Below are 19,070 nucleotides of genomic sequence, written 5' to 3'. Positions count from 1 at the left end.
GTTCAGGCCGAAGGGGGGTCTGGGGGCGCAGCCCCCAGGTGCGGGGCACCGACGGTGAGAAGACGGTAGGCGTCGGCCGTCGGTTGCCCATGTGACGGTGAGAGGCCGGTAAAAAGGGTGATCGTCGGTTCGCTCACCGCCGCTGAACCGCCGGAGGCCTTGGCAGTATGGATCCGTGCCCCAAACCGTGCTGCTCGCCGAAGACGACCGCGCCATCCGCCACGCCCTGGAACGCGCCCTGACCCTGGAGGGCTACCAGGTCACCGCGGTCGCCGACGGCGTCGAGGCGCTGGCGCAGGCCCACAAGACCCCGCCCGACGTGCTCCTCCTCGACGTGATGATGCCCGGCATCGACGGCCTCCAGGTCTGCCGGGTGCTGCGCGCCGAGGGCGACCGCACCCCGATCCTCATGCTCACCGCCCTCGTGGAGACCGCCGACCGCATCGCGGGCCTGGACGCCGGCGCCGACGACTACGTGGTCAAGCCGTTCGACGTCGAGGAGGTCTTCGCCCGGCTGCGTGCGCTGCTGCGCCGCACCAGCCCGGACAACGGCGCCGTCGTCGACGTACCGAAGGAAGTACCGCCGTCCTCCGACCGGCAGATCGAGGCGGCCGGCCTGCGCATGGACGTACAGGCGCGGCGCGCGTGGCGCGGCGAGCGGGAGCTGGAGCTGACCCGCACCGAGTTCGAGCTGCTGGAACTGCTCGTGCGCAACGCCGGCATCGTGCTCGACCACTCCACCATCTACGACCGCATCTGGGGCTACGACTTCGGCCCCGGCTCCAAGAACCTCGCGGTGTACGTCGGCTACCTCCGCCGCAAGCTGGAGGAGCCCGGCGCCCCCGCCCTGATCCACACGGTCCGCGGCGTGGGTTACGTGCTCCGGGAGGACTGAGTGGGCAGGCTCCGGCGGCTGCTGGCGCGACGGCGGCCCGGGCTGGTGTCCCTGCGTACCACCTTCGCCGTGTCGTTCGCGGCGGTGACGGCCGCCGTGACCGTGCTGGTCGGGGTGCTGTCGTACAGCGCCGCCGCGCGGCTCGTGCGGGTGGACCAGGAGTCGGTGTTCGACCAGGTCGTGCAGGATCTGCGGGACGAGGTGCGGCAGCACGACATGCCGCCCGAGGACTTCTACTCGTCCGCGCCGGGCCACGACATCGTGCGGCCGGCCCGGACGGACGTGCAGGTGCTGGGCCCGGACGGCAATGTCGTCGACAGCGGCAGCCCCGCGCTGCCCGTGACCGCCGCCGACCGGAGCGTGGCCGCCGACCGGACCGCCGGGACGATGGTCGAGCACAAGGACGTCGACGTCGCCGCGGACGTCTACCGCATCGCCACCGTCTCGCTCGGCGACGGGAGGGGCGCCGTGCAGGTTGCGCAGGAGTTCAGCGACACCGAGGACCTCCTTCGCGCCCTCCAGCAGCGCACGCTGATCCTGATGGCCGCGGTCGTCACGGCCGCCGGTCTGTTCGGCTGGTGGCTGGCCCGGCGTATCACCCGTCGCCTCATCATCCTCACCTCGGCCGCGGAGGACGTCGCCCGCACGCGTCGGCTCGGCATCGAGGTGCCCGTCACCGGATACGACGAGGTGGGCCGGCTCGGCCGTGCCTTCGACCGGATGCTGGGCCGGCTCGCGCAGTCCGAGGAGGACCAGCGCCGTCTGGTCCAGGACGCCGGCCACGAGCTTCGCACCCCGCTCACCTCCCTCCGCACCAACATCTCCCTCCTCCGCCGCATCGACGAACTCCCGCCCGCCACCCGGGACGACCTGGTCGCCGACCTCTCCCAGGAGGCCCGCGAACTGACCGACCTGGTGAACGAACTGGTGGACCTCGCGGCCGGGCAGTCCGACACGGAGCCGCCGCAGCGGGTCGACCTCGCGGACATCGCCGAGGACGTGGCCGGGCTCGCCCGGCGCCGTACCGGGCGGGAGGTCACGGTCCGGGCGAGCGGCGACACGTCCACGGACGGGCGGCCCGGCATGCTCCAGCGCGCGATCTCCAACCTCGTCGAGAACGCGGCGAAGTTCGACCGCGACGGCACGGGCCCGATCGAGATCGCCGTCTCGGGCCCCGCCCGCCCCGGCACGGTCCGCGTCGAGGTCCTCGACCGCGGGCCGGGCATCGCCGACTGCGACCTCATCCGAGTCTTCGACCGCTTCTACCGCGCCGCCGACGCCCGCTCCCTGCCCGGGTCCGGGCTGGGCCTGTCGATCGTGCGGGAGGTCGCGATGGCACATGGCGGCGCACCTTTCGCGACCCAGCGGGACGGGGGTGGGGCGGTCATCGGGTTCACGGTGGGCGGGGTGGTGGATGGTGGGGGACGCGCCGGAGGGTGAGCAGTGGGCGCGTCTGGGGTTGAGGGGGGCGTCCGGGGTTGAGCGGGGGGTGCCCGGCGGGGGCGGCCGAGGGTGATGAAGGGCGCTTGGGTGGCGGAGGGTGATGAAGGCGCCGGGGCGGCGGAGGGTGTTGGACTGTGATGGACGCCGGGTCCGGGCATCTGGTCTGGGCTGAGCAGCGGCTGGCGGACGGTTCCGTCGGGCCCGGCGTGCGTGTGTTCCGGCACGGGTCCGCTGTCGCTGTGGCCAGTCCCGGGCTGTCCGGGCGGGACCGGATCGCGGTCGCGGGGGAGCCGGGGGACGCCCTGGAACTCGTACCGGATGTGCTGCGGGAGGTCGGGCCCGAGTACCGGCCCTTCGGGGACGCGGAGTTGATCGGCGCGCTGGTACGGGGGGTTCCCGGGCTGGAGGCGGGCGGCGGGCCGTTCCTGTGGATGGAGACGGCAGAGGTACCGGCGACGGACGCGGCCGGCGTGCGCTGGCTGGACGTTCGGGGTGAGCGGGCCGCGGCCGGGCTGTTCCACGGCCATTTCGCCGACTCCTACGCCCAGCCGGGACGGCCCGGGGTGCGCCGCTGGGCCGGGGTGTACGGGGAGGACACGCTGCTCGCCGTGGCGGCGGACGCCTGGTCCGGGGCCGGATGCGGCTTCATGGCGGGGGTGGTCGCGCATCCGCGGGCCCGGGGGCGGGGACTGGGCGCGGCCGTCTCACGGTTCGTGGTCGAGGCACTCGTACGGGAACACGGCCGGGCCGCGCTCATGGTGGACGCGGACAATGCGCCCGCGATCGCCGCGTATGAGCGGGCCGGGATGTGGGGGAGACGGTTCGGGGCGGCGGGGGTTGTGCGGCGGTGAAGGGGCGGGCGGCCGCGAGGTGTTGGTGGGGTGGTGTGGTGGTGGTCGCGTGTCGGTCCGCGGTCCCTTGCGGTGATACGGCGGGGCGCCGGTGTTCGTCAGCCGTCAGCCGTCAGCCGTCAGCCGTCAGCCGTCAGCCGTCGGTCCGGTGCGGCTACGCGGTCGGCTGCGAGTGCCGTCGGTCGGACTGCTGTCGGGGTGCCGTGGGACGGGAGGCGTGCTGCGGGGCGGGAAGTGTGTCGGCGGCCCCACCCCGGGAGCGGGTTTCCGGGGTGGGGCCGGCCGGGTGCCGTCAGGGCCGGGTCCCCCGGGCCGGGGCCTGAGCGGCGGTGGCCAGCAGCCCGAAGGCCGCCAGCGTGAGGCAGACGAAGACCGCCACGGCGATCTCGGCCCAGCGTGGGGCGCCGTCGTCGAAGTAGACGCCGAAGCCGAGGGCCGCCGACACGAAGCGGGAGCCCAGCACGGTCAGCAGCCCCGGGGTGCGGCCGCGCACGGCCGGCAGGGCCGCGGCGAGCGTGATGATCCCCAGCGCCGTGCCGACGAGGACCACGAAGGCCGGCGGCGCGTCGTCCGCACCGATCCCCGCCGTACCCGCGATGTCGGCCAGGCCGAGCAGGGCGCAGATCCCGAGCGCGACGGTCCGGGCGAGCGGGCCGCTGGTGAGGGCGTCGGCCAGGGTGGGGGTCGTGGTGGACGTGGGAGTCGTGGTTGTAGTCGTGGACATGGGGGCCTCCTGGTGATCAGACGTGTGTGGTGATGTGGGTGCGGGGCGGACGTGGGGCGGTGGGCTCATGCCGCCGTACGAGGGCTACGGCGCCCACCACCGCCAGCGCCACGAACTGCGGGGCCGGCGCCTCCGAGCCGAACGCCGCGAACTGGACGAGCAGGCCCGCCCCGCCCCCGACCAGCACCCAGCCGGTCCAGCGGCGCAGCACCCGGGTACGGACGACCTCACCGCCGTAGACGAGAAGCGCGGTCGAGGTGAGCAGGCCGTACGAACCGGCGAACAGGCTCGCGCTCCAGCTGTTCAGCGGCCAGTACCAGCCGGGCACGTGCGCTCCGGCGTCGCGCGCCGCCCAGGTGGAGACCGACAGGTCGAAAGAGTAGCTGACCAGGAGCAGGGCCGAGCCCGTGGTGAAGAGGGCGAGGGCGCAGCGGGCCGGGGTCGTGTCGATGAGGCGGGCCAGCGCGGCCGTCGCGGCGATGCTCACCGCCGTGCCGGCCATGAGCAGCCACATGCCGGTCTGCCAGGCGCCGAGCCGGTCGGGCAGCAGCGCGAGCGCGTGCCGCGGAGAGGCGGTGAAGAGGTCCCACAGGCGGGGGTTGACGACACCTGCGATCGGGAGGAGGCCGGCGAGGAGCAGGAGGGCGCCGGTGCCGCGTACCGTGCGCATCGCTCACACCCCCCGCGCGTCCGCGACGACCTCGACCAGGGCGAAGAAGTCCGCCGTGACGCCGGCCATCGCGGCCTCCCGCGACCGGCTCTCGACGAACCTCTTGAACGCCCCGGCGGACTCTTCGTCGTCGAACACCATCGCGGTGTGCGACTTGCCCGTCTCCGCGTCCCGCATCCAGTACCCGGTCACGAAACCGGGCTGCTTCCGGGTCAGCGGCACGATCTGCTCGTGCAGGGTGCGCTGCTGCTCCTCGTGCCGGCTCTCGTCCATGCTCCAGACGCCAACGACCGCGTACATGACGCTCGCCTCCTGCCGGGGTGCCGGGGTGCCGGGGTGCCGGGGTCGGGTCGGTCTCGTGTCCCCGACCACGACGCTAGGAGGCGACAGGCGGCCCGCCATCCGGGAAACCACTCACGGCACCACTCACGGCACCACTCACGGCACCACTCACGCCGTCACTCAGGTCCGGCGTGCGTACCAGGCGGCGATCTGGGCCCGGGAGTCGAAGCCGAGCTTGGTGAGGATGTGGGTGACGTGGTTCTCGGCGGTGCGCTCGGACAGCCGGAGCCGGCCGGCGATCTGCCGGTTGCTGAGCCCTTCCGAGACCAGCGCGGCGACCTCCTCCTCGCGCGCTGTCAGCACGCCCTGCGGGCGCGCGGTGCTGCCCCGGAGCTCGGTGATCCACCGCTCCAGCGGGCCGAGCCCCAGGCGGCGCGCGACGGCCGAGGCGGCGGTGAGGTGCTCGGCCGCGGCCTTTGCGTCGGCCGGGCCGCGGCGGGCGAGCAGCATACGGGCCGTCTCCAGCCGGACGTATGTCTCGTACGGCGGTGAGCCCGTCGCCCGGCAGGACGCGAGCGCGGCGTGCAGATGCCGTTCGGCGGCCGCCCAGTCCTCCAGGAGGGTCGCGAGCATGCCCAGGTAGAGGGCGACCGGACCGCTGGACGGGTTGTGCGCGCCGGCGGTGACATGCCGGTCGGCGTACGGCAGGAGGTCGTCGTAGAGGAGTACGGCGGACTCGCGGTCCCCGAACACGGAGGCCAGGTGGGCGTTGGTGGTGCCGACGACGATCCACTCCGGGAGGCCGCTGGGCACGTCCCGCAGATACGGGGTGATCGCGCCCCACACCTCGGCGGCCTCGTCGGTCCGCCCGGCGCCGACGAGCATTTCGGCGAGCCAGCCCATCGCGATGAACGGCCCTCCGGCGATGAACTCCCGCACCCCCGCCTCGACTTCCTCGAAACCCTCCCCGGTCTGCAGGGCCAGACGGGACCGGAGTACGAGGTCCAGGAACTCCGCGCCCTCGTGCCCGCCGCGCCGGCCGATCTCCAGTGCGCGGTCGGCGAGTTCGCGGGCGGCCTCGTGGCGGCCCTCGTACAGCGCGAGGCAGGCCCTGATCCGCAGCAGGCGCCACTGCCACAGGGGTTCCTTCATGCGGGTCACGAGGTCGGTGAACTGGGCGAGCTCGGCGTCGAGTTGGAGGCGGCGGCCCAGTTCCCAGAAGGCGTCCAGGCGCCAGGCGTGGCCCCAGGCGGCGGGTTCCGGGCGGCCGGTCTCGCGGGCCAGGCGCAGGGCGCGTTCGCCGAGGGAGAGGCGTTGCAGTACGTGGCGGCCGTCCACCAGTGTCGTGGTGCGGGCCTGCAGGGCGAGGAACAGGGCGTCCGCGTCACCGCAGGCCTCGGCGGCGGCGAGGGCGCGGCGGCCGGCCTCCTGGGTCTCCTCGCCGCCGGCGAACGGGTCGGTGGTGACGGCGAGTTGGGCGAGGACGCGGGCCTCCCGTACGGGGTCTTCGGCGGGGGCGTTGTGGAGCAGCTCCAGGGCCGTCTCGCTGAGGGCGTGGAGTTCGGTGGTGAGGGGGGAGTTGGTGATGCCGCGTACGACGGTTACGGCGTCGGCGACGGTCTCGGCGTCGCCGGCCGCGGTGCCGAGTGCGGCGGCCTCGCGGCAGGCGCGCCAGGCCTCTTCCACGGCGCCGGAACGGAAGGCGGAGCCGGCGAGGTCGAGGAGCAGGCGGGGGCGGTGGCGGTCTCCGTCCGGTACGAGGGGGAGGAGTTTCAGGGCCTCTCTGTACTGGAAGGCGGCGTGTTCGTAGGCGAGTTGGTCGTGGGCGCGGCGGGCTGCCGCGCGGGTGGTGGTGAGGGCCTCGGTGGCGGCGGTACGGGGGGCTGCCTGGCGGAGGTGGTGGGCGAGGGCGTCGATGGGGCCGGCGGTGTTGGTGAGGGCCCTTGCCGCGGCGGCATGGAGCTGTTGGCGTTCGGTGGTGGGGAGTTCGGCGTAGAGGGCCTCTTGGGTGAGGGCGTGGGAGAAGCGGAGGGTGTGGGGGGTGGGGGTGCTGACGAGCCCTGCGGAGCGGGCCTCGTCGATGTGCCGCAACACCTCGGCTTCGCCATCGCCGTATGCCTTCCCACCCGCACCACCCGTGACAGTCTCGTGGTCGGGTGCGGGTGGCCCCTGCGGGGCGGACTCGCCGTCGGCGACTGCGGGTTCGTGTTCATTCGCTGCTGCGGGTGCGTGCGCTTGCGCCGCTGCGAGTGCGCCCGCCCGCGCCGCTGAGGGTGGGTCCGCCTGCGTCGCTCCGGGTGCGTGCGCCTGCGTCGCTGCGGGTGGGTCTGCCTGTGCCGTCGTGGGTACGTGCGCCTGCGCCGCCCCGGGTGGGTCTGCCTGCGCCGCCGTGGGTGCGTGCGCCCGTGCTGCCGCGGATGCGTCCGCCCGCGCCGCCGTGGGGCCGTCCGCCCGTGCCGCCGTAGGGCCGTTCTGGACCGTCGCTGTCAGGAGTTGGATCGTGAACTCGCGGCCCAGTACCGAGGCCTGGCGCAGGGTCTGTCTGCAGGCGGGGGTCAGGCGGTTCAGGCGGCTGCCCACTGCTTCTCTCACCGTGCGGGGGAGGGGGAGGAGGCGGCCGTCCTGGGAGGCGGGGGCGCGGTCGTGGTCTTGGTCGTGTTCGTGACCGTGATCGTGATCGTGTTCGTGGGTGTCGGAATCCAGTAGGCGGACCATTTCCTTGACGAACAAGGGGTTTCCTTCGCAGCGTTCCTGGACGACCTTCAGGAGGCGGGGGTCGGGGGTGTGGCCCAGGGTGTGTTCGGCGAGTTCGGTGACCTCGGGCGGGGTGAGGGCGCCGAGGGTGAGGGAGCTCGCCGTGCGTTCGCGGGCGGCGGCGCGCAGGACGGTGCCGGCCTCGCCGTACGCGAAGGCCTCCTGACCGCGGTAGAGCCCGGCCAGCAGCACCGGGTCGTCGGCCACGGCCGACGCGGTCCACTGCAGCAGCCGCAGGGATGCCTCGTCGGCCCAGTGCAGGTCGTCCACCACGACGAGCAGACCCTGTTCCGCGGCCGCGGCGCGGAGTTCCTCGACGGCATGGTCGAAGACCTGGAAGCGGTTCTCGGGGGCGGCGGCGGGATCCGCGAGCGTGCCCGCCGGGCGGCCGACGCCGCGCAGGATCTGGACCCAGGGCCAGTACGGCGCCGTACCGCCGCCCTCCAGACACGCGCCCCAGGCCACCCGCATCCCGGCCGTTCGGGCGCGCCGCCCCAGGGCGTGCGCCAGCGCGGTCTTCCCGGCCCCGGCCTCCCCCTCGACGAGCACCAGCCCGCCCCCACCGGCCCGCGCCGCCGCCAGCCGCCGCTCCAGCACGGCAAGCTCCCGCCCACGCCCGACGAACTCGCCGCCGAGGATGTCGTCCATCACCTTTCCAGCGTAGGGGCGACCGCGGTGAGCAGCGGGTTTTCTGCGGAGTGCAGGGGGCGCACGGGGACACGACGACGACGCGTCCCGAGAAGACCGGCGTCAGGCCAGGCGCGCCGTGTCCAGCAGTTCCCTGGCCATCCGTGCCGCCGGTTCCTCCGTCTGGTCGGCCACCTTGCGGAAGGTTTCCTGGGCCGCTCGGGCCGGCCAGGCCGGGGGGAGGTGGCGGGCCGGGAGGCGGGGGTCGGTGCGGATCGTGCCGAGCCATTCGCTGACCAGGAGCAGCCGGGTGCCGATGGGATCGTCGCCGGTGTCCGCGCCGAGGTGGGCCGTCCAGCGCTTGTCGAAGGTGACGTAACGCGCGGCGATGCTCTCCAGGTCCCACGTGTCTCTGATCATCAGCTCGATGTCCGTGGCCTGGTCGGCCTGCGCGTGGAAGATCTTCACGTGGGCGGCGAGGCCCAGTTCCGCGACGATCGAAGAGACGTCGACGTGGCCGGGGGCGATCCACAGGCCGCTGTACAGCGCGCCGAACCCGGACCAGGTCAACTGGGAGCGCAGGTCGTGGCGTTGGCGTTTCCAGGAGTCGGGGAGGGAGAAGCCGAGGAGGGTCCAGGAGCCGTCCCAGTCGTCGTTGACCGCGCCCTGCCGCCAGACCCGGTTGCGGCCGTCGTGCAGTACGGCCGTGGCCTGCGGGGTGAGGCCGAAGTACATCCGGCGCCCCTCGCGTTTGCGTTGCAGCAGACCCCGGTTGACCATCCGGGTCAGCGTGGAGCGCACGGCCTGCTCACCTACCCCGACCCGCCCGAGCACCTCGATGATGCTGCCCGAGTACACGCACAGGTCGCCCTGCTCCAGCACGTGGTTGCCGAAGAAGGCGAGCATGAGCGACTGCGGCCGCGGCTGCGAACCGCCGTCCGCCGCGTCGTCGCCGCCCGAGGTCTCCAGGATGCCGTCGTCCGCCACGATGGCTAGCGTACGTGTGCTCACCGACTCCCGGAGGTGCGAGGAAATGAGGGTTCGCTACCTGGGCGCCCCAGGCACGCCGCCCGACCCGCTCGACGGCAGGTACCACTTCACCCCCGGGCAGGAGTACGTCGTACTCGAACTCCATGTCCGCAGCGACGGGTCCTCCTCCCTGCGCATCGAGCACTCGCCGCGCGACCTCGCCGGTCTGTACGGCGGGAAGTACTTCGAGCAGGTCTCCGATGTCATTCCGTCCCAGTGGAGCGTGGAGATCTACGCCCGTGGCGGGCTGAGCATGGGGCCGAAGGAGTGGATCGCGGGGGACTTCTGGGAGCGCATGATGGAGCGCGACCCGGAGGCGGAGGCCGACTTCGCGGCGGTCCGTGACGCGATCACGGCCGAGGATCCGGTGGCCTGAGACGGAGTGGGAGGGGGAGCGGTGGCGGAGGGATGCTCGTGAGCCGGACGCTCGTACACGCCTGTCTGCGCGACGGAGCGGGCGGCAGCCCGACCGTGGTGGTGCTGGACGAACCGGCCCTGAGCGACGAGGAGCGGCGGCGCGTGCCGCTGGAGTGGGGCACGTCGCATGCTGTCTACGTCCAGGTGCGCCCCGGGCCCACGGTGGACCTCCGCTTCTTCACCGCGGAGGGCGAACTGCCGGCCTGCGGACACGGCACGGTGGCCGCGCTGGCCCTGCTCGCCTCCCGGTCCGAGGGCATGGCCGAGTCCGGGCCGGGCGCCGGGGAGGGATACCGAGCCACCCTCCGCGCGGCGGGCCGCGTCTTCGACGGCTGGGCGGAACGGGACGGCGACCACCTCACCGCGGCCTTCGACCCCGGCCCCGTGGCCCTGCGCGCGCCCACCGGAGCCGAACGCGCACTCGTGCTGCCCGCGCTGGGCCTGACGCCGGAGGAGACGGACCCGTCGCGGACACGGGTGGCCGGGGTCGGCCGGGAACGGCTCCTGGTCGGCGTCCCCACGCGTGAACGCCTCGCCGCCCTCGCCCCGGACCCCGACCGCCTCCGCGCGGCCTGCGACCGCTTCGGCCTGCTCGGCGCGTACGTCTACTGCGCGCCCTCTCCCGAAGGACGGCTGGCGGCCCGCATGTTCGCGCCGTCCATCGGGGTCCCGGAGGACATCGCCAACGCGAACAGCACCGCCTGCCTCGCCGCACACCTGGCGCCACGGGGCTTCACCGGGATCGCCGTCGACATGGGCGACACACTCGGCAGCCCGGCCACGATCACCGCAACGGCCCGCCCCGGCCCGACGGGCCCCCTGGTCCAGGTCGGCGGCAACGCCCACGTCACCGACACCCGGCGCCCGGCCCGGTGATCCAGTCGCCGGTCGCGGGGTCCGCTCGACGCGGGTGACCCCGTCCGGGACCGCTCCCCACGGGGCTCAGACCGCTCCCGGCGTGCGCAGCACCTCCACGATCCGCGCGACGACGGCCTCCGCGGCCCCTTTGCCGTAGCGGGAGTTCATCGCGCCGTAGGTGATCCGGTCGTAGGCGTCGGCGTCCGCCATGTACTTCGCGGCGCCGTTGACCATGGTGACGACGCAGGTGGCGGGGAAGGGGGAGGCTTCCCTCAGAGCCCTGCCCGTACGGGCGTTGAGCTCGGCCTGGACGCCCGCGAGGACGGTCTCACCGATCCGGGCCACCACGAACGGCGCCTCCGTCGTGCCGTCCGGGGTGAAGGCGTACCGCCTGCTCGGGCGCAGGGCGTGCAGGCCGGCGGGCGGTACCTGCGCGGGGACCGTCACCCGGTCGTGGACGACGCGCAGGGGGGTCGTCGGGAGCGTGGTGCGGATGCGGTCGGCGACCCGGACGGCCTCCTCCGCGAGCCGCTCGCCGAGCAGCTCCGCGAGCAGATGGCCGCCCTCGTGGGCGTCGGTCCGCCGTGGCGTCCCGCCGTCGTCGACCGTGGTGCGTACGGCGGTCAGGTACGGCGCCTGGTCGCCCGCCGCGCCGACCAGGAACAGCGCCACCGTGCCGTCCCCGTACCGCTCCTCGATCCGGCCGGTGGCCGCGCCCGCCAGGTCGGCGGTGACCTGCCGGCCGCCCTCGCGGGTCGTCGAGCCGTTCATCACGGACGGCTGCACCGCGTAGTTGACGAGTACGGCGACCGGGTGGCCGTCGGCGCCGTCGATCCGTACGACCCCCACGCCGTCGTCGGTCGGTCCGGCGTCGTCGGCGCCGAGCCACCAGCCGTGCGGGGTGGCCACATCGCGCTGGACCGCGATACGGCAGGAGCCGCGGCCGAAGCCGGTGCGTGCCGGGCGCAGGGTCCGCCGGGCCTCGGCGGTGGCCCGCGCCACCGCGTCGTCCACGGCGTCGGCCAGCCGGACCTGGCGCTCCCGCTCGGCCGCCGGGGCGCGCTCGGGCGGCAGCACGTGCGGCGCCGAGAAGGTGTGGCTCGCCACCACCAGGCAGTCGGGCGGGTCCACCGCGCCGACCCGGTGGACGGTCTCCCTGGTCCGGGCGAGCTGCTCGTCGGAGACCGAGGTCTGGTCGAGCACGGTCAGCGCGAGCCGCGTCCGCCCGTCGTCCAGGACGAGGACCCGGACGTACAGCGGATCGTGGACCGAGGTGAACCCGTCCAGCGGGAACAGGGAGTCCGGCAGCCGGACCTCGGCCTTTCCGGCGCCCGCGGTGAAGGAGGACTCGGCCGGGGACATGGCGGTCATCCTCGTCCGCCGGAGACCAGGTCCGTGATCAGGCCGACGAGCCCGTCCACGATGGCGTTCTCGGCGTGGCCGCGGGCGATCGGGCAGCCGTTGACGGAGTGCACGGGGCGGTCGAAGTGGGCGTCGTCGGGGAGGTAGCCGATGCGGTCGTTGGCGAGGGAGACCAGCAGGGTGCGGGCCAGCGGCGACTCGGCCCGGAGCCGGCGGTGGACCTCCGTGATGACCTCGCCGGACACCCCGGTCAGCGCTACGTCGCCGAGCGCGACCAGGGCCAGGCGCAGCGGCACGGTGTCGACGGTCTCCTGTCGCATGGTTTCCATGACGCCGTGTCCGGCCTTCACCGGGCAGGGGATGGTGCGCTGCCCGGCTCGGATCCGGACGCCTGAGGACGTCTCGCCGATCCGGTCCGCCACCCGCAGCACCTCGGTGCCGACGATCAGCCCCTGGGCGTCCATCGCCGCGTACGCGCGGGCCCGTTGGCGCTCGGTCGGGGCGACCCCGAACGGCAGTCCGAGATCGATGCGGGGAGCCTGGTCGCCGAGCGCGCCCGGCATCCACAGGGCCACCGTGTCGGTGCCGTGCTCCTCCCGCAGCGCGCGCTCGACATGGCGGCAGGCAGCTCCGGCCAGGTCCCCGCTGATCTCCCCGGTGCCGAACACCACCGTGGAGTGCACCGCGTAGTTGATCAGTACGGCGATCGGCTCGCCGTCCTCCGACTCGAACTTCAGCACCCACACCGTCTTGTCGGAGGGCCCGTCAGGGTTGTGCCCCAGGATCCAGCGGCCGTCGGCGTACTCCTCGCGGTTGACGTTGACGTCCGCGGTTCCGCTGCCCACACCGAAGCGGGCCGGGCGGGCGCCGGACCTGGCCTCGCGGAGCGCGGCGACGACACGGTCGTAGACGATCTCGGTGTACGCGAACGACTCCGGGCCGCCCGCGTGCGCCAGCGCGCCCGGTGAGACGTCCGCGATCCGGGGCGCGTTGTGGGTGTGCGTCGCCGTGATCACCACATGGTCGGCCGGGATGCCGAGTTCCCGCTCGATCCGCTCGCGGAGCGGGGTGATGTCACCCGCCTCGATCAGGTCGAGCGAGACCAGGGCGACCTCGGTCTCGCCGTCGTCCAGGTAGAGGGCGCGCAGGAACAGGGGGTCGTGCACCGCGGAGAAGGAGCCGGGCATGGGATGCAGGCCGGTCAGGTCCGCGGGCGTGATGTCGGTCCGGGTGACGCCGGCCCGCAACCGGCGGGACGGCAGGGGCACTTGGCGGGTGGGGGCGGTCAAGGGTTCTCCTGGAGCAGGGAGCGGTTGGTCCTCGCGACGGAAGCCGCGTACATCGGGGAAGGGGGGTTCGCGGTCGGGCGGCAGGTCCACCTGGAAGGTGTTGAGGACCAGGGCCAGGGTCGTGAAGGTGCCGAGTGCGATCACCAGGTCGACCAGGCCCTGTTCGCCGAACTCCGCCAGCGCGGCGGCATAGGTGTCGTCGTCGACGAAGTGGTCCGTCAGGGCCTGGACGGCGAACCGGTGCAGGACCGCCTCGTCGGCGCGGCCGAACCCCGGGGGCTCGTCACGGGCCAGCCGTTCCAGCGCCGCGGGATCGACACCCGCCGCGACCGCCTTGCCGACGTGGGCCAGCCAGGAGTGCTGGGCGTCGAAGCGGCGCGCGACGACCAGGAGGGCCAGCTCGCGCAGCCGCTCCGGGAGGGCGGACTCCCGGGCGCAGTACGTGCTCAGCTCCTCCAGCAGGCCGCCTGGCACGGGGCTGCGCAGCAGCGCCTCGAACGGGCCGCGCACCGCGCCTCGGCGGTCCGTGATCGCCGCCCGCAGCCGGGCCTGCTCGGCGGTCATGCTGTCCAGCGGACTCAGGCGCATCAGCCGGTCACGCCCCCTTCGGTGAGGCCGCCCAGGACGCGTCGTTGCAGCACCGCGTAGACGAGGACGAGCGGCAGGCTGGTGAGGACGACATGGGCGAAGACCAGGTTCCAGCTGACGCCGTGCGTGGACGTCGACGCGAACTGGTACAGCGTCAGCGGCAGCGTGGCCCGCTCCGAGCCGCGCAGCAGGAACAGCGCGAAGTAGAAGTCGTTCCACACCGAGATGATCAGCATCACCGCGCTGGTGAACAGCACCGGGGTGAGCATCGGCAGCACGATCCGCCAGTAGATCTGCCAGCGGTTCGCGCCGTCGATCTGCGCGGCCTCCTCGAAGTCGTGCGGCAGCGTCCGCACGAACCCGGTCGCCAGGAAGACCACCACCCCGAGCCGGGTCCCGGCGATCACCAGCATGTAGCCCAACTGCGTCCCGTTGATACCGAGCCGGGTCAGCACGTAGATGGTCGGGACGATCGCGGGCGGCAGCACGATGGACAGCGCCGAGGTGTAGTACGCGAACCGCAGCGGCCGCGATCCGGACCGCGCGTACGACCAGGCCGCCATCGAGCCCAGCAGCAGCACGGCGAGGATCGTCGGCACGGCCATCAGCGCGCTGTTGCGCAGCCCGAGGAAGTACGACCCCTGCTCGATCACCGTGCGGTAGTTGGCCCCGCCGTTGAAGTGCTTCGGCCAGGCCAGGGAGAGGACGCTGGAATCGCCCTCCGTCTTCAGGGAGTTGACGATCAGCAGCCAGAACGGCACCACGATCCAGGGAATCGCGAAGAGCGTCAGCAGCAGGTAACGCACCCCGGTGCGTACGGCGTTCGTGTTCACATCGGCACCTCTCGCCGGCGCAGCCAGCTCATCATCGGGACGGCGGTGAGGATCACCATCAGGGTGACGACGAAGCTCAGCGCGCTCGCCGTGCCGAAGAAGCTCTGCCCGTACTGGGTGTAGACGGCCACGTTCAGCAGGGTCGTCGCATCGCCAGGGCCGCCGGCGGTCGTCGAGAAGACCACGTCGAGGGCGCTGAACGCGCCGACCAGCGAGACGGTGACATTGAAGGTGACGGCCGGCGCCAACAGCGGCAGCTTGATCGACCAGAACCGCCGCCAGGCGCCCGCGCCGTCGAGTGTCGCCGCCTGGAGGACCTGTTCGGGGATGCGGTTCAGGCCGGCGATGTACACCAGCGTGACCAGCCCGCTCAGCTTCCACGCGTCGATGGAGGCGACGGTCAGCAGCGCCGAGGTGTCGTGCCCGAGCCAGGCGTAGTGGAAGTCGCCCGGCAGCACCGCCGACAGGAACGCGTTCGCCGGTCCGTGGTCGTCCAGGACCGCCGCCCAGATGTAGCCGGCGGCCAGCGGCGAGATCAGCACGGGCACGAAGAACACCGAACGGAACACGGAGTTGACCCGGCCGGTCCGCTGCAGGGCGGTGGCCAGGGCGAGGCCGACGCCGTTCTGCACCACCATCGCGGTGACCGCGTAGATCGCCGTCACCGTGATCGCGTGCCGGAGGAGTCCGACCTGGTCGAGCAGCCTGAAGTTGTCCAAGCCCGTCCAGGTCAGGGTGGAGCTGTATCCCGTCCACCGGACGAAGGCGAAGAACGCGTTGGCGACGAACGGCAGCACGAAGAACACGAACACCAGGCAGATGGCGGGCAGGGCGAAGGCGTACTGATAGGCCCTGCGCCGTGGATACATCAGGGAGCGGCCCGCGGGCCGGCGCTTTTCCAGCGGCCGGACCGCGATCGTGGCCTTGTTCGTCGTCATGTCACTGCTTCGCCGCGGCCGCGGCCTGCTGGTAGAACGCCTGCATCTTCGCGGCCACCTGCTGCGGCGACTCCTGGTCGGCCAGCAGCTTGGAGGACTCGGGCCCGAAGTTGCCGAAGCCGGGGATCTCGGAGTTGAAGGAGAGGGTGGCTCCCTGGTCGTACGCCTTCTTCACGTCCTGGAGGAGGCCCTGCAACTCAGGGGTCGTGGTGCCGGAGAGCGTGGGGATGATCTTCGCCTCCTTGATGTAGTCGGCGTATCCGGCGCCGGTCGCGAACTCGATGAAGTCGACCGCCGCGCGTTCCTTCTCGGAGTCGCCGGTGCTCGGGACGTAGTAGGTGCCGAGCGGGCTGGGCGCGTAGTTGGCCACCGCCTTGGTCGCCGACACCCCGACGAATCCCACCGACGCGTCGACCTTGGCGGTGTCGCCGTTCGCGTCGGAGTTCAGCAGGCCGATGCTGTCCGAGTTCTGCGCCACCATCGCGGCCTTGCCGTCGAGGACCGCCTTCATCTGGTCCTCCCATTTGGCCGTGGTGCGGTCGGAGTTGAAGCAGCCGGCCGTGCGCAGCTTGTCGTAGGCGGTCAGCGCGGCCACGAAGGGGCCGTCCGCGTCGCTGAGTTTCGCCTTGCCGTTGAGGATCGAGGTGTCGTACGCCTGGTTCTCGTTGGACTCGGCCAGGTAGTTGAAGGCGCTGAGGATCTGCGGCGGCCACTGGGAGCCGCCCGCCTCGAACAGCGGGGCGACGCCGGGGGTCTTGGCCTTGAGGACCTTGCAGTCGGCCGCCAAGTCGTCGTACGTCTGCGGGGGTTGGAGTCCGGCCTTCGCGAAGACCTGCTTGTTGTAGAAGATCCCCGATATCGACAGGGCGCCGATGGTGGCCGCGTACGTCTTGCCGCCCACGCTGCCGGAGACCGTGGCGAGGTCGCCCTCCTTCGCCACGAAGGGGAGCTTGCTCAGGTCGAGCATGGTGCCGGCGGCGTTCAGCGAGAGCGCGTCGGTCCGGTTCCCGTGCCACTCCAGGATGTCGGGGCGGGCCCCGGTCGCCCACTTGGTCTGCACGGTGCTGGGGAAGCTGTCAGCGGGGATGTCGACCAGCTTGATCGTGTTGCCGGACTTCTTCTCGTACGCCTTGTAGAGGTCGAGCAGCGCCTTCGAGTCGGCGGTGTTGTGCCACAGCGTGAGCGTCACGCCCTTCGGCGCCGCGCCCTCGGTGTTCGCGACCTTGCCCGACGGGGCGGCGGTGCTGCCACCGGAACAGGCGGACACCGCGGCCAGTCCGAAGGCGAGCATCGCGGCGAGCATTCCCGGCCGTCCCCTGAAATTTCGCATGTCCTGTCCTCACGTCGAGCGGCTCCCGTGGCGGGGCGTCACGTTAGAGCGCACTCGGGCGACTTCGGCCACCTGCGGAGTGAACGCTTAAGTTGCGCGTTCGGCGGCCTTTGTCGTCGACCTTTGAATCCAACCCCCGGCAGGCTCCCGGCGCAGGTACGGAAGTCGTACGCACGCCCCGACCGCGTGCGACGGGCCCGACGGCGCTGTCAACCCGTACGACGCGCAACCTCAGCCTGCGCCACGGACGCTGTGAGTCCGTGCGCCGCCGGTTGTGGCCGGAGGGGCCCGAGCACAGCATGAGGCGACTCGTATCCGTTCATCGGTTGATCCGGTCATCCGTGGGCGGGCCGGGGACAGAGCCGCGCCATGAGCGGCGTACCCCGCTCGCCCTGGCTCGCCCGCAGACAGGGAGACTTCGTGAGTTCGAGAGACGTGCCCCAGCCGCTCCACGCCGACGCCGGGCTCGGCCGTCGTCGTTTCCTGGGCGGCGCGGCGGCCGGTGCCGCCCTTCTCGGCGGTGTGACGGCCGTCCCGGCGACGGCCGCCACGCGCGACACGGCGAGGTCCGAGGACCGTCCGGTGCGTACGGAGTCCGGGCTGGTGACCGGCGTGCCGTCCGCCCGCGACGGCGTCACCGTCTACAAGGGCATCCCGTACGCCGCCTCCACCGCCGGCGAGAACCGCTGGCGCCCGCCGCGCCCGGCGCCGTCCTGGAAGGGCGTCCGAGCCGCCGACACCTGGGGCGCGGCCTGCCCGCAGCCCGTCACCGGCATCGACGCCGACAAGGTGCCGCCGCTCAGCGAGGACTGCCTGAACCTCAACGTATGGACGAGCGCGGCCAGTTCATCCACTTCGGCGGTTTCGCGCGAGCGTCGCCCGGTCTTCGTCTGGATCTACGGCGGCCGCAACAGCGCCATGTGGGCCTCGCAGCCGGTGTACGACGGGGCGAACCTCGCGGCCAAGGGCGCGGTCGTCGTCACCTTCAACCACCGGGTCGGCGCCTTCGGCAACCTCGCGCACCCCGAGCTGAGCGCCGAGTCCGGGCACGCCGCCTCCGGCAACTGGGGGGTCATGGACACCGTGGCGGCGCTGAAGTGGGTGCGCCGCAACATCGCCGCGTTCGGCGGCGACCCGGAGCGGGTCACGATCGCCGGCTGGTCGCACGGCTCGTCGTTCGTCAACATCCTGATGATCTCCCGGCTGGCGCGCGGCCTGTACCACCGGGCCCTGCTGTCGTCCGGTGTGCAGTACACCAAGGACCCCGCGCTCGGTCATGTGGCGGGCGGCTACAGCACGTTGGCCGCCGCCGAGGCCAACGGCACCGCGTTCACCACGTACATGGGAGCCTCCTCGCTCGCCGGTCTGCGCGCGCTGTCCGCGGACGAGATCGTGGCCAAGGTCTACGCCCCCGGCGCCCCGAGCGCGGGCACCAGCTTCGGCAACGTCCTGGACGGCTATGTCCTGCCGACCACGTACACCGGCGCGATGACCTCCCGGACCGAGACCGACGTACCGGTCTACACCGGCAACAACAAGGACGAGAACGGCGCCTCGCCGACGCTGGCGATGACGGTCGCCCAGTTCCAGGCGTACGCGACGACCACGTTCGGCGACCGGGCGGCGGACTTCCTCGCGCTCTACCCGGCGGCCACCGACGCGGAGGCCGCCGCCCAGTACAACGCCTACGCCAGGGACGAGGAGCGGGTCTCCACCTTCCTGTGGGGCACCCAGTTCCGCACCACCGCCAGCAACCGCAGCCCCGTCTACAACTACTTCTGGAGCCACACCCCGCCGGGCACCGACACCAGCAACCCGATCATGCCGGGCCAGGACGCCGCGTCGGCGGGCGCCTACCACGGCGCCGACCTGTACTACCTCTTCGGCGGCCTCGACGGCACCGACCGCCCGTGGACCGACCAGGACCACACGATCGCCGACACGGTCTCGTCGTACGTCGTCAACTTCGCCGCCACGGGCAACCCCAACAGCCCGGCCCGCCACTCCGACCCACTGCCCGCCTGGCCGGCCCTGCGCACGGGAAGGCCGCTGTCGATGGAGATCGGCGACGGATTCGCGCCGGTCCCGGCGGCGGACAGCGATGCCAAGTACGCGTTCCTGAAGACGTACTTGGAGTCGCAGACGACGGAGTACTGAGAAGCGGACGGGGTGGGGGGCGG

16 protein-coding genes are annotated in these 19,070 nt (G+C 72.6%); 6 read left to right on the top strand and 10 right to left on the bottom strand.

Annotated features, from left to right (window positions below; all coding sequences use genetic code 11):
* Nucleotides 1–187: 187 nt before the first annotated feature.
* The 3 genes from MQP27_RS48370 to MQP27_RS48360 all read left to right on the top strand — a co-directional run bounded on the left by MQP27_RS48370 (nt 188) and on the right by MQP27_RS48360 (nt 3,189).
* The gene (locus tag MQP27_RS48370) at nt 188–895 is read left to right on the top strand and encodes a response regulator transcription factor (protein WP_308290099.1); all 708 of its coding nucleotides are present in this window, start codon (nt 188–190) and stop codon (nt 893–895) included.
* Nucleotides 896–2,335 carry a HAMP domain-containing sensor histidine kinase gene (locus MQP27_RS48365; RefSeq protein WP_242778095.1) on the top strand — a complete coding sequence of 480 codons (1,440 nt, stop codon included), beginning with the start codon at nt 896–898 and terminating at the stop codon, nt 2,333–2,335.
* Nucleotides 2,336–2,475: 140 nt separating this feature from the next.
* The gene (locus tag MQP27_RS48360) at nt 2,476–3,189 is read left to right on the top strand and encodes a GNAT family N-acetyltransferase (protein WP_242778092.1); all 714 of its coding nucleotides are present in this window, start codon (nt 2,476–2,478) and stop codon (nt 3,187–3,189) included.
* Between the two features lie 292 nt (nt 3,190–3,481).
* On the opposite strand, the gene MQP27_RS48355 is transcribed toward MQP27_RS48360, so the two are convergent.
* The 5 genes from MQP27_RS48355 to MQP27_RS48335 all read right to left on the bottom strand — a co-directional run bounded on the left by MQP27_RS48355 (nt 3,482) and on the right by MQP27_RS48335 (nt 9,233).
* The gene (locus MQP27_RS48355) at nt 3,482–3,913 is read right to left on the bottom strand and encodes a hypothetical protein (RefSeq protein ID WP_242778089.1); all 432 of its coding nucleotides are present in this window, start codon (nt 3,911–3,913) and stop codon (nt 3,482–3,484) included.
* 16 nt (nt 3,914–3,929) lie between these two features.
* Nucleotides 3,930–4,583 carry a hypothetical protein gene (locus tag MQP27_RS48350; protein ID WP_242778086.1) on the bottom strand — a complete coding sequence of 218 codons (654 nt, stop codon included), beginning with the start codon at nt 4,581–4,583 and terminating at the stop codon, nt 3,930–3,932.
* A gap of 3 nt (nt 4,584–4,586) precedes the next feature.
* Entirely contained in the window at nt 4,587–4,883 is a 297-nt protein-coding gene (locus MQP27_RS48345) for a YdhR family protein (RefSeq protein WP_242778081.1), read from the bottom strand.
* Nucleotides 4,884–5,045: 162 nt separating this feature from the next.
* Entirely contained in the window at nt 5,046–8,267 is a 3,222-nt protein-coding gene (locus MQP27_RS48340) for an AAA family ATPase (protein WP_242778295.1), read from the bottom strand.
* Between the two features lie 102 nt (nt 8,268–8,369).
* Nucleotides 8,370–9,233 carry a PaaX family transcriptional regulator gene (locus tag MQP27_RS48335; protein ID WP_308290098.1) on the bottom strand — a complete coding sequence of 288 codons (864 nt, stop codon included), beginning with the start codon at nt 9,231–9,233 and terminating at the stop codon, nt 8,370–8,372.
* A gap of 46 nt (nt 9,234–9,279) precedes the next feature.
* Here MQP27_RS48335 and MQP27_RS48330 point away from each other — a divergent pair, with 46 nt between their 5' ends.
* Nucleotides 9,280–9,651, top strand: a complete 372-nt coding sequence (locus tag MQP27_RS48330) for a hypothetical protein (RefSeq protein ID WP_242778078.1) — start codon at nt 9,280–9,282, stop codon at nt 9,649–9,651.
* A 38-nt stretch (nt 9,652–9,689) separates the two neighbouring features.
* Nucleotides 9,690–10,568: a PhzF family phenazine biosynthesis protein gene (locus MQP27_RS48325; RefSeq protein WP_372511476.1), complete on the top strand. Its 879-nt coding sequence runs from the start codon at nt 9,690–9,692 to the stop codon at nt 10,566–10,568.
* 66 nt (nt 10,569–10,634) lie between these two features.
* Here MQP27_RS48325 and MQP27_RS48320 read toward each other — a convergent pair whose 3' ends face one another.
* Genes MQP27_RS48320 through MQP27_RS48300 form a run of 5 tightly spaced genes read right to left on the bottom strand, consistent with a single transcriptional unit; the run spans nt 10,635 to nt 16,890 of the window.
* Nucleotides 10,635–11,912, bottom strand: coding sequence for a hypothetical protein (locus MQP27_RS48320; RefSeq protein ID WP_242778072.1), 1,278 nt, complete (start codon nt 11,910–11,912; stop codon nt 10,635–10,637).
* A 5-nt stretch (nt 11,913–11,917) separates the two neighbouring features.
* The gene (locus MQP27_RS48315) at nt 11,918–13,765 is read right to left on the bottom strand and encodes a neutral/alkaline non-lysosomal ceramidase N-terminal domain-containing protein (protein ID WP_242778069.1); all 1,848 of its coding nucleotides are present in this window, start codon (nt 13,763–13,765) and stop codon (nt 11,918–11,920) included.
* Between the two features lie 23 nt (nt 13,766–13,788).
* Nucleotides 13,789–14,622, bottom strand: coding sequence for a carbohydrate ABC transporter permease (locus MQP27_RS48310; RefSeq protein WP_242778066.1), 834 nt, complete (start codon nt 14,620–14,622; stop codon nt 13,789–13,791).
* Nucleotides 14,619–15,560 carry a carbohydrate ABC transporter permease gene (locus tag MQP27_RS48305; RefSeq protein WP_242778062.1) on the bottom strand — a complete coding sequence of 314 codons (942 nt, stop codon included), beginning with the start codon at nt 15,558–15,560 and terminating at the stop codon, nt 14,619–14,621. Before MQP27_RS48305 ends, MQP27_RS48310 begins: the two co-directional genes overlap by 4 nt.
* 1 nt (nt 15,561) lies before the next feature.
* Nucleotides 15,562–16,890: an ABC transporter substrate-binding protein gene (locus MQP27_RS48300; RefSeq protein ID WP_242778059.1), complete on the bottom strand. Its 1,329-nt coding sequence runs from the start codon at nt 16,888–16,890 to the stop codon at nt 15,562–15,564.
* Between the two features lie 420 nt (nt 16,891–17,310).
* On the opposite strand from MQP27_RS48300, the gene MQP27_RS48295 reads away from it, so the two are divergent.
* Nucleotides 17,311–19,047 carry a carboxylesterase/lipase family protein gene (locus tag MQP27_RS48295; RefSeq protein WP_242778056.1) on the top strand — a complete coding sequence of 579 codons (1,737 nt, stop codon included), beginning with the start codon at nt 17,311–17,313 and terminating at the stop codon, nt 19,045–19,047.
* Nucleotides 19,048–19,070 lie beyond the last annotated feature (23 nt).

It is taken from the genome of Streptomyces cylindrosporus (assembly GCF_022698165.1).
GTDB classification, from domain to species: Bacteria; Actinomycetota; Actinomycetes; order Streptomycetales; family Streptomycetaceae; genus Streptomyces; species Streptomyces cylindrosporus.
This window is presented reverse-complemented; position numbering and strand designations above follow the sequence as displayed.

Bases quoted from the DNA above. Each gene is read 5' to 3' on its own strand.
- MQP27_RS48350 (WP_242778086.1), bottom strand. From the start codon at position 4,583: ATGCGCACGGTACGCGGCACCGGCGCCCTCCTGCTCCTCGCCGGCCTC.
- MQP27_RS48330 (WP_242778078.1), top strand. From the start codon at position 9,280: ATGAGGGTTCGCTACCTGGGCGCCCCAGGCACGCCGCCCGACCCGCTC.
- MQP27_RS48315 (WP_242778069.1), bottom strand. From the start codon at position 13,765: ATGACCGCCGAGCAGGCCCGGCTGCGGGCGGCGATCACGGACCGCCGA.
- MQP27_RS48355 (WP_242778089.1), bottom strand. From the start codon at position 3,913: ATGTCCACGACTACAACCACGACTCCCACGTCCACCACGACCCCCACC.
- MQP27_RS48320 (WP_242778072.1), bottom strand. From the start codon at position 11,912: ATGTCCCCGGCCGAGTCCTCCTTCACCGCGGGCGCCGGAAAGGCCGAG.
- MQP27_RS48305 (WP_242778062.1), bottom strand. From the start codon at position 15,560: ATGACGACGAACAAGGCCACGATCGCGGTCCGGCCGCTGGAAAAGCGC.
- MQP27_RS48300 (WP_242778059.1), bottom strand. From the start codon at position 16,890: ATGCGAAATTTCAGGGGACGGCCGGGAATGCTCGCCGCGATGCTCGCC.
- MQP27_RS48360 (WP_242778092.1), top strand. From the start codon at position 2,476: ATGGACGCCGGGTCCGGGCATCTGGTCTGGGCTGAGCAGCGGCTGGCG.
- MQP27_RS48340 (WP_242778295.1), bottom strand. From the start codon at position 8,267: ATGGACGACATCCTCGGCGGCGAGTTCGTCGGGCGTGGGCGGGAGCTT.
- MQP27_RS48345 (WP_242778081.1), bottom strand. From the start codon at position 4,883: ATGTACGCGGTCGTTGGCGTCTGGAGCATGGACGAGAGCCGGCACGAG.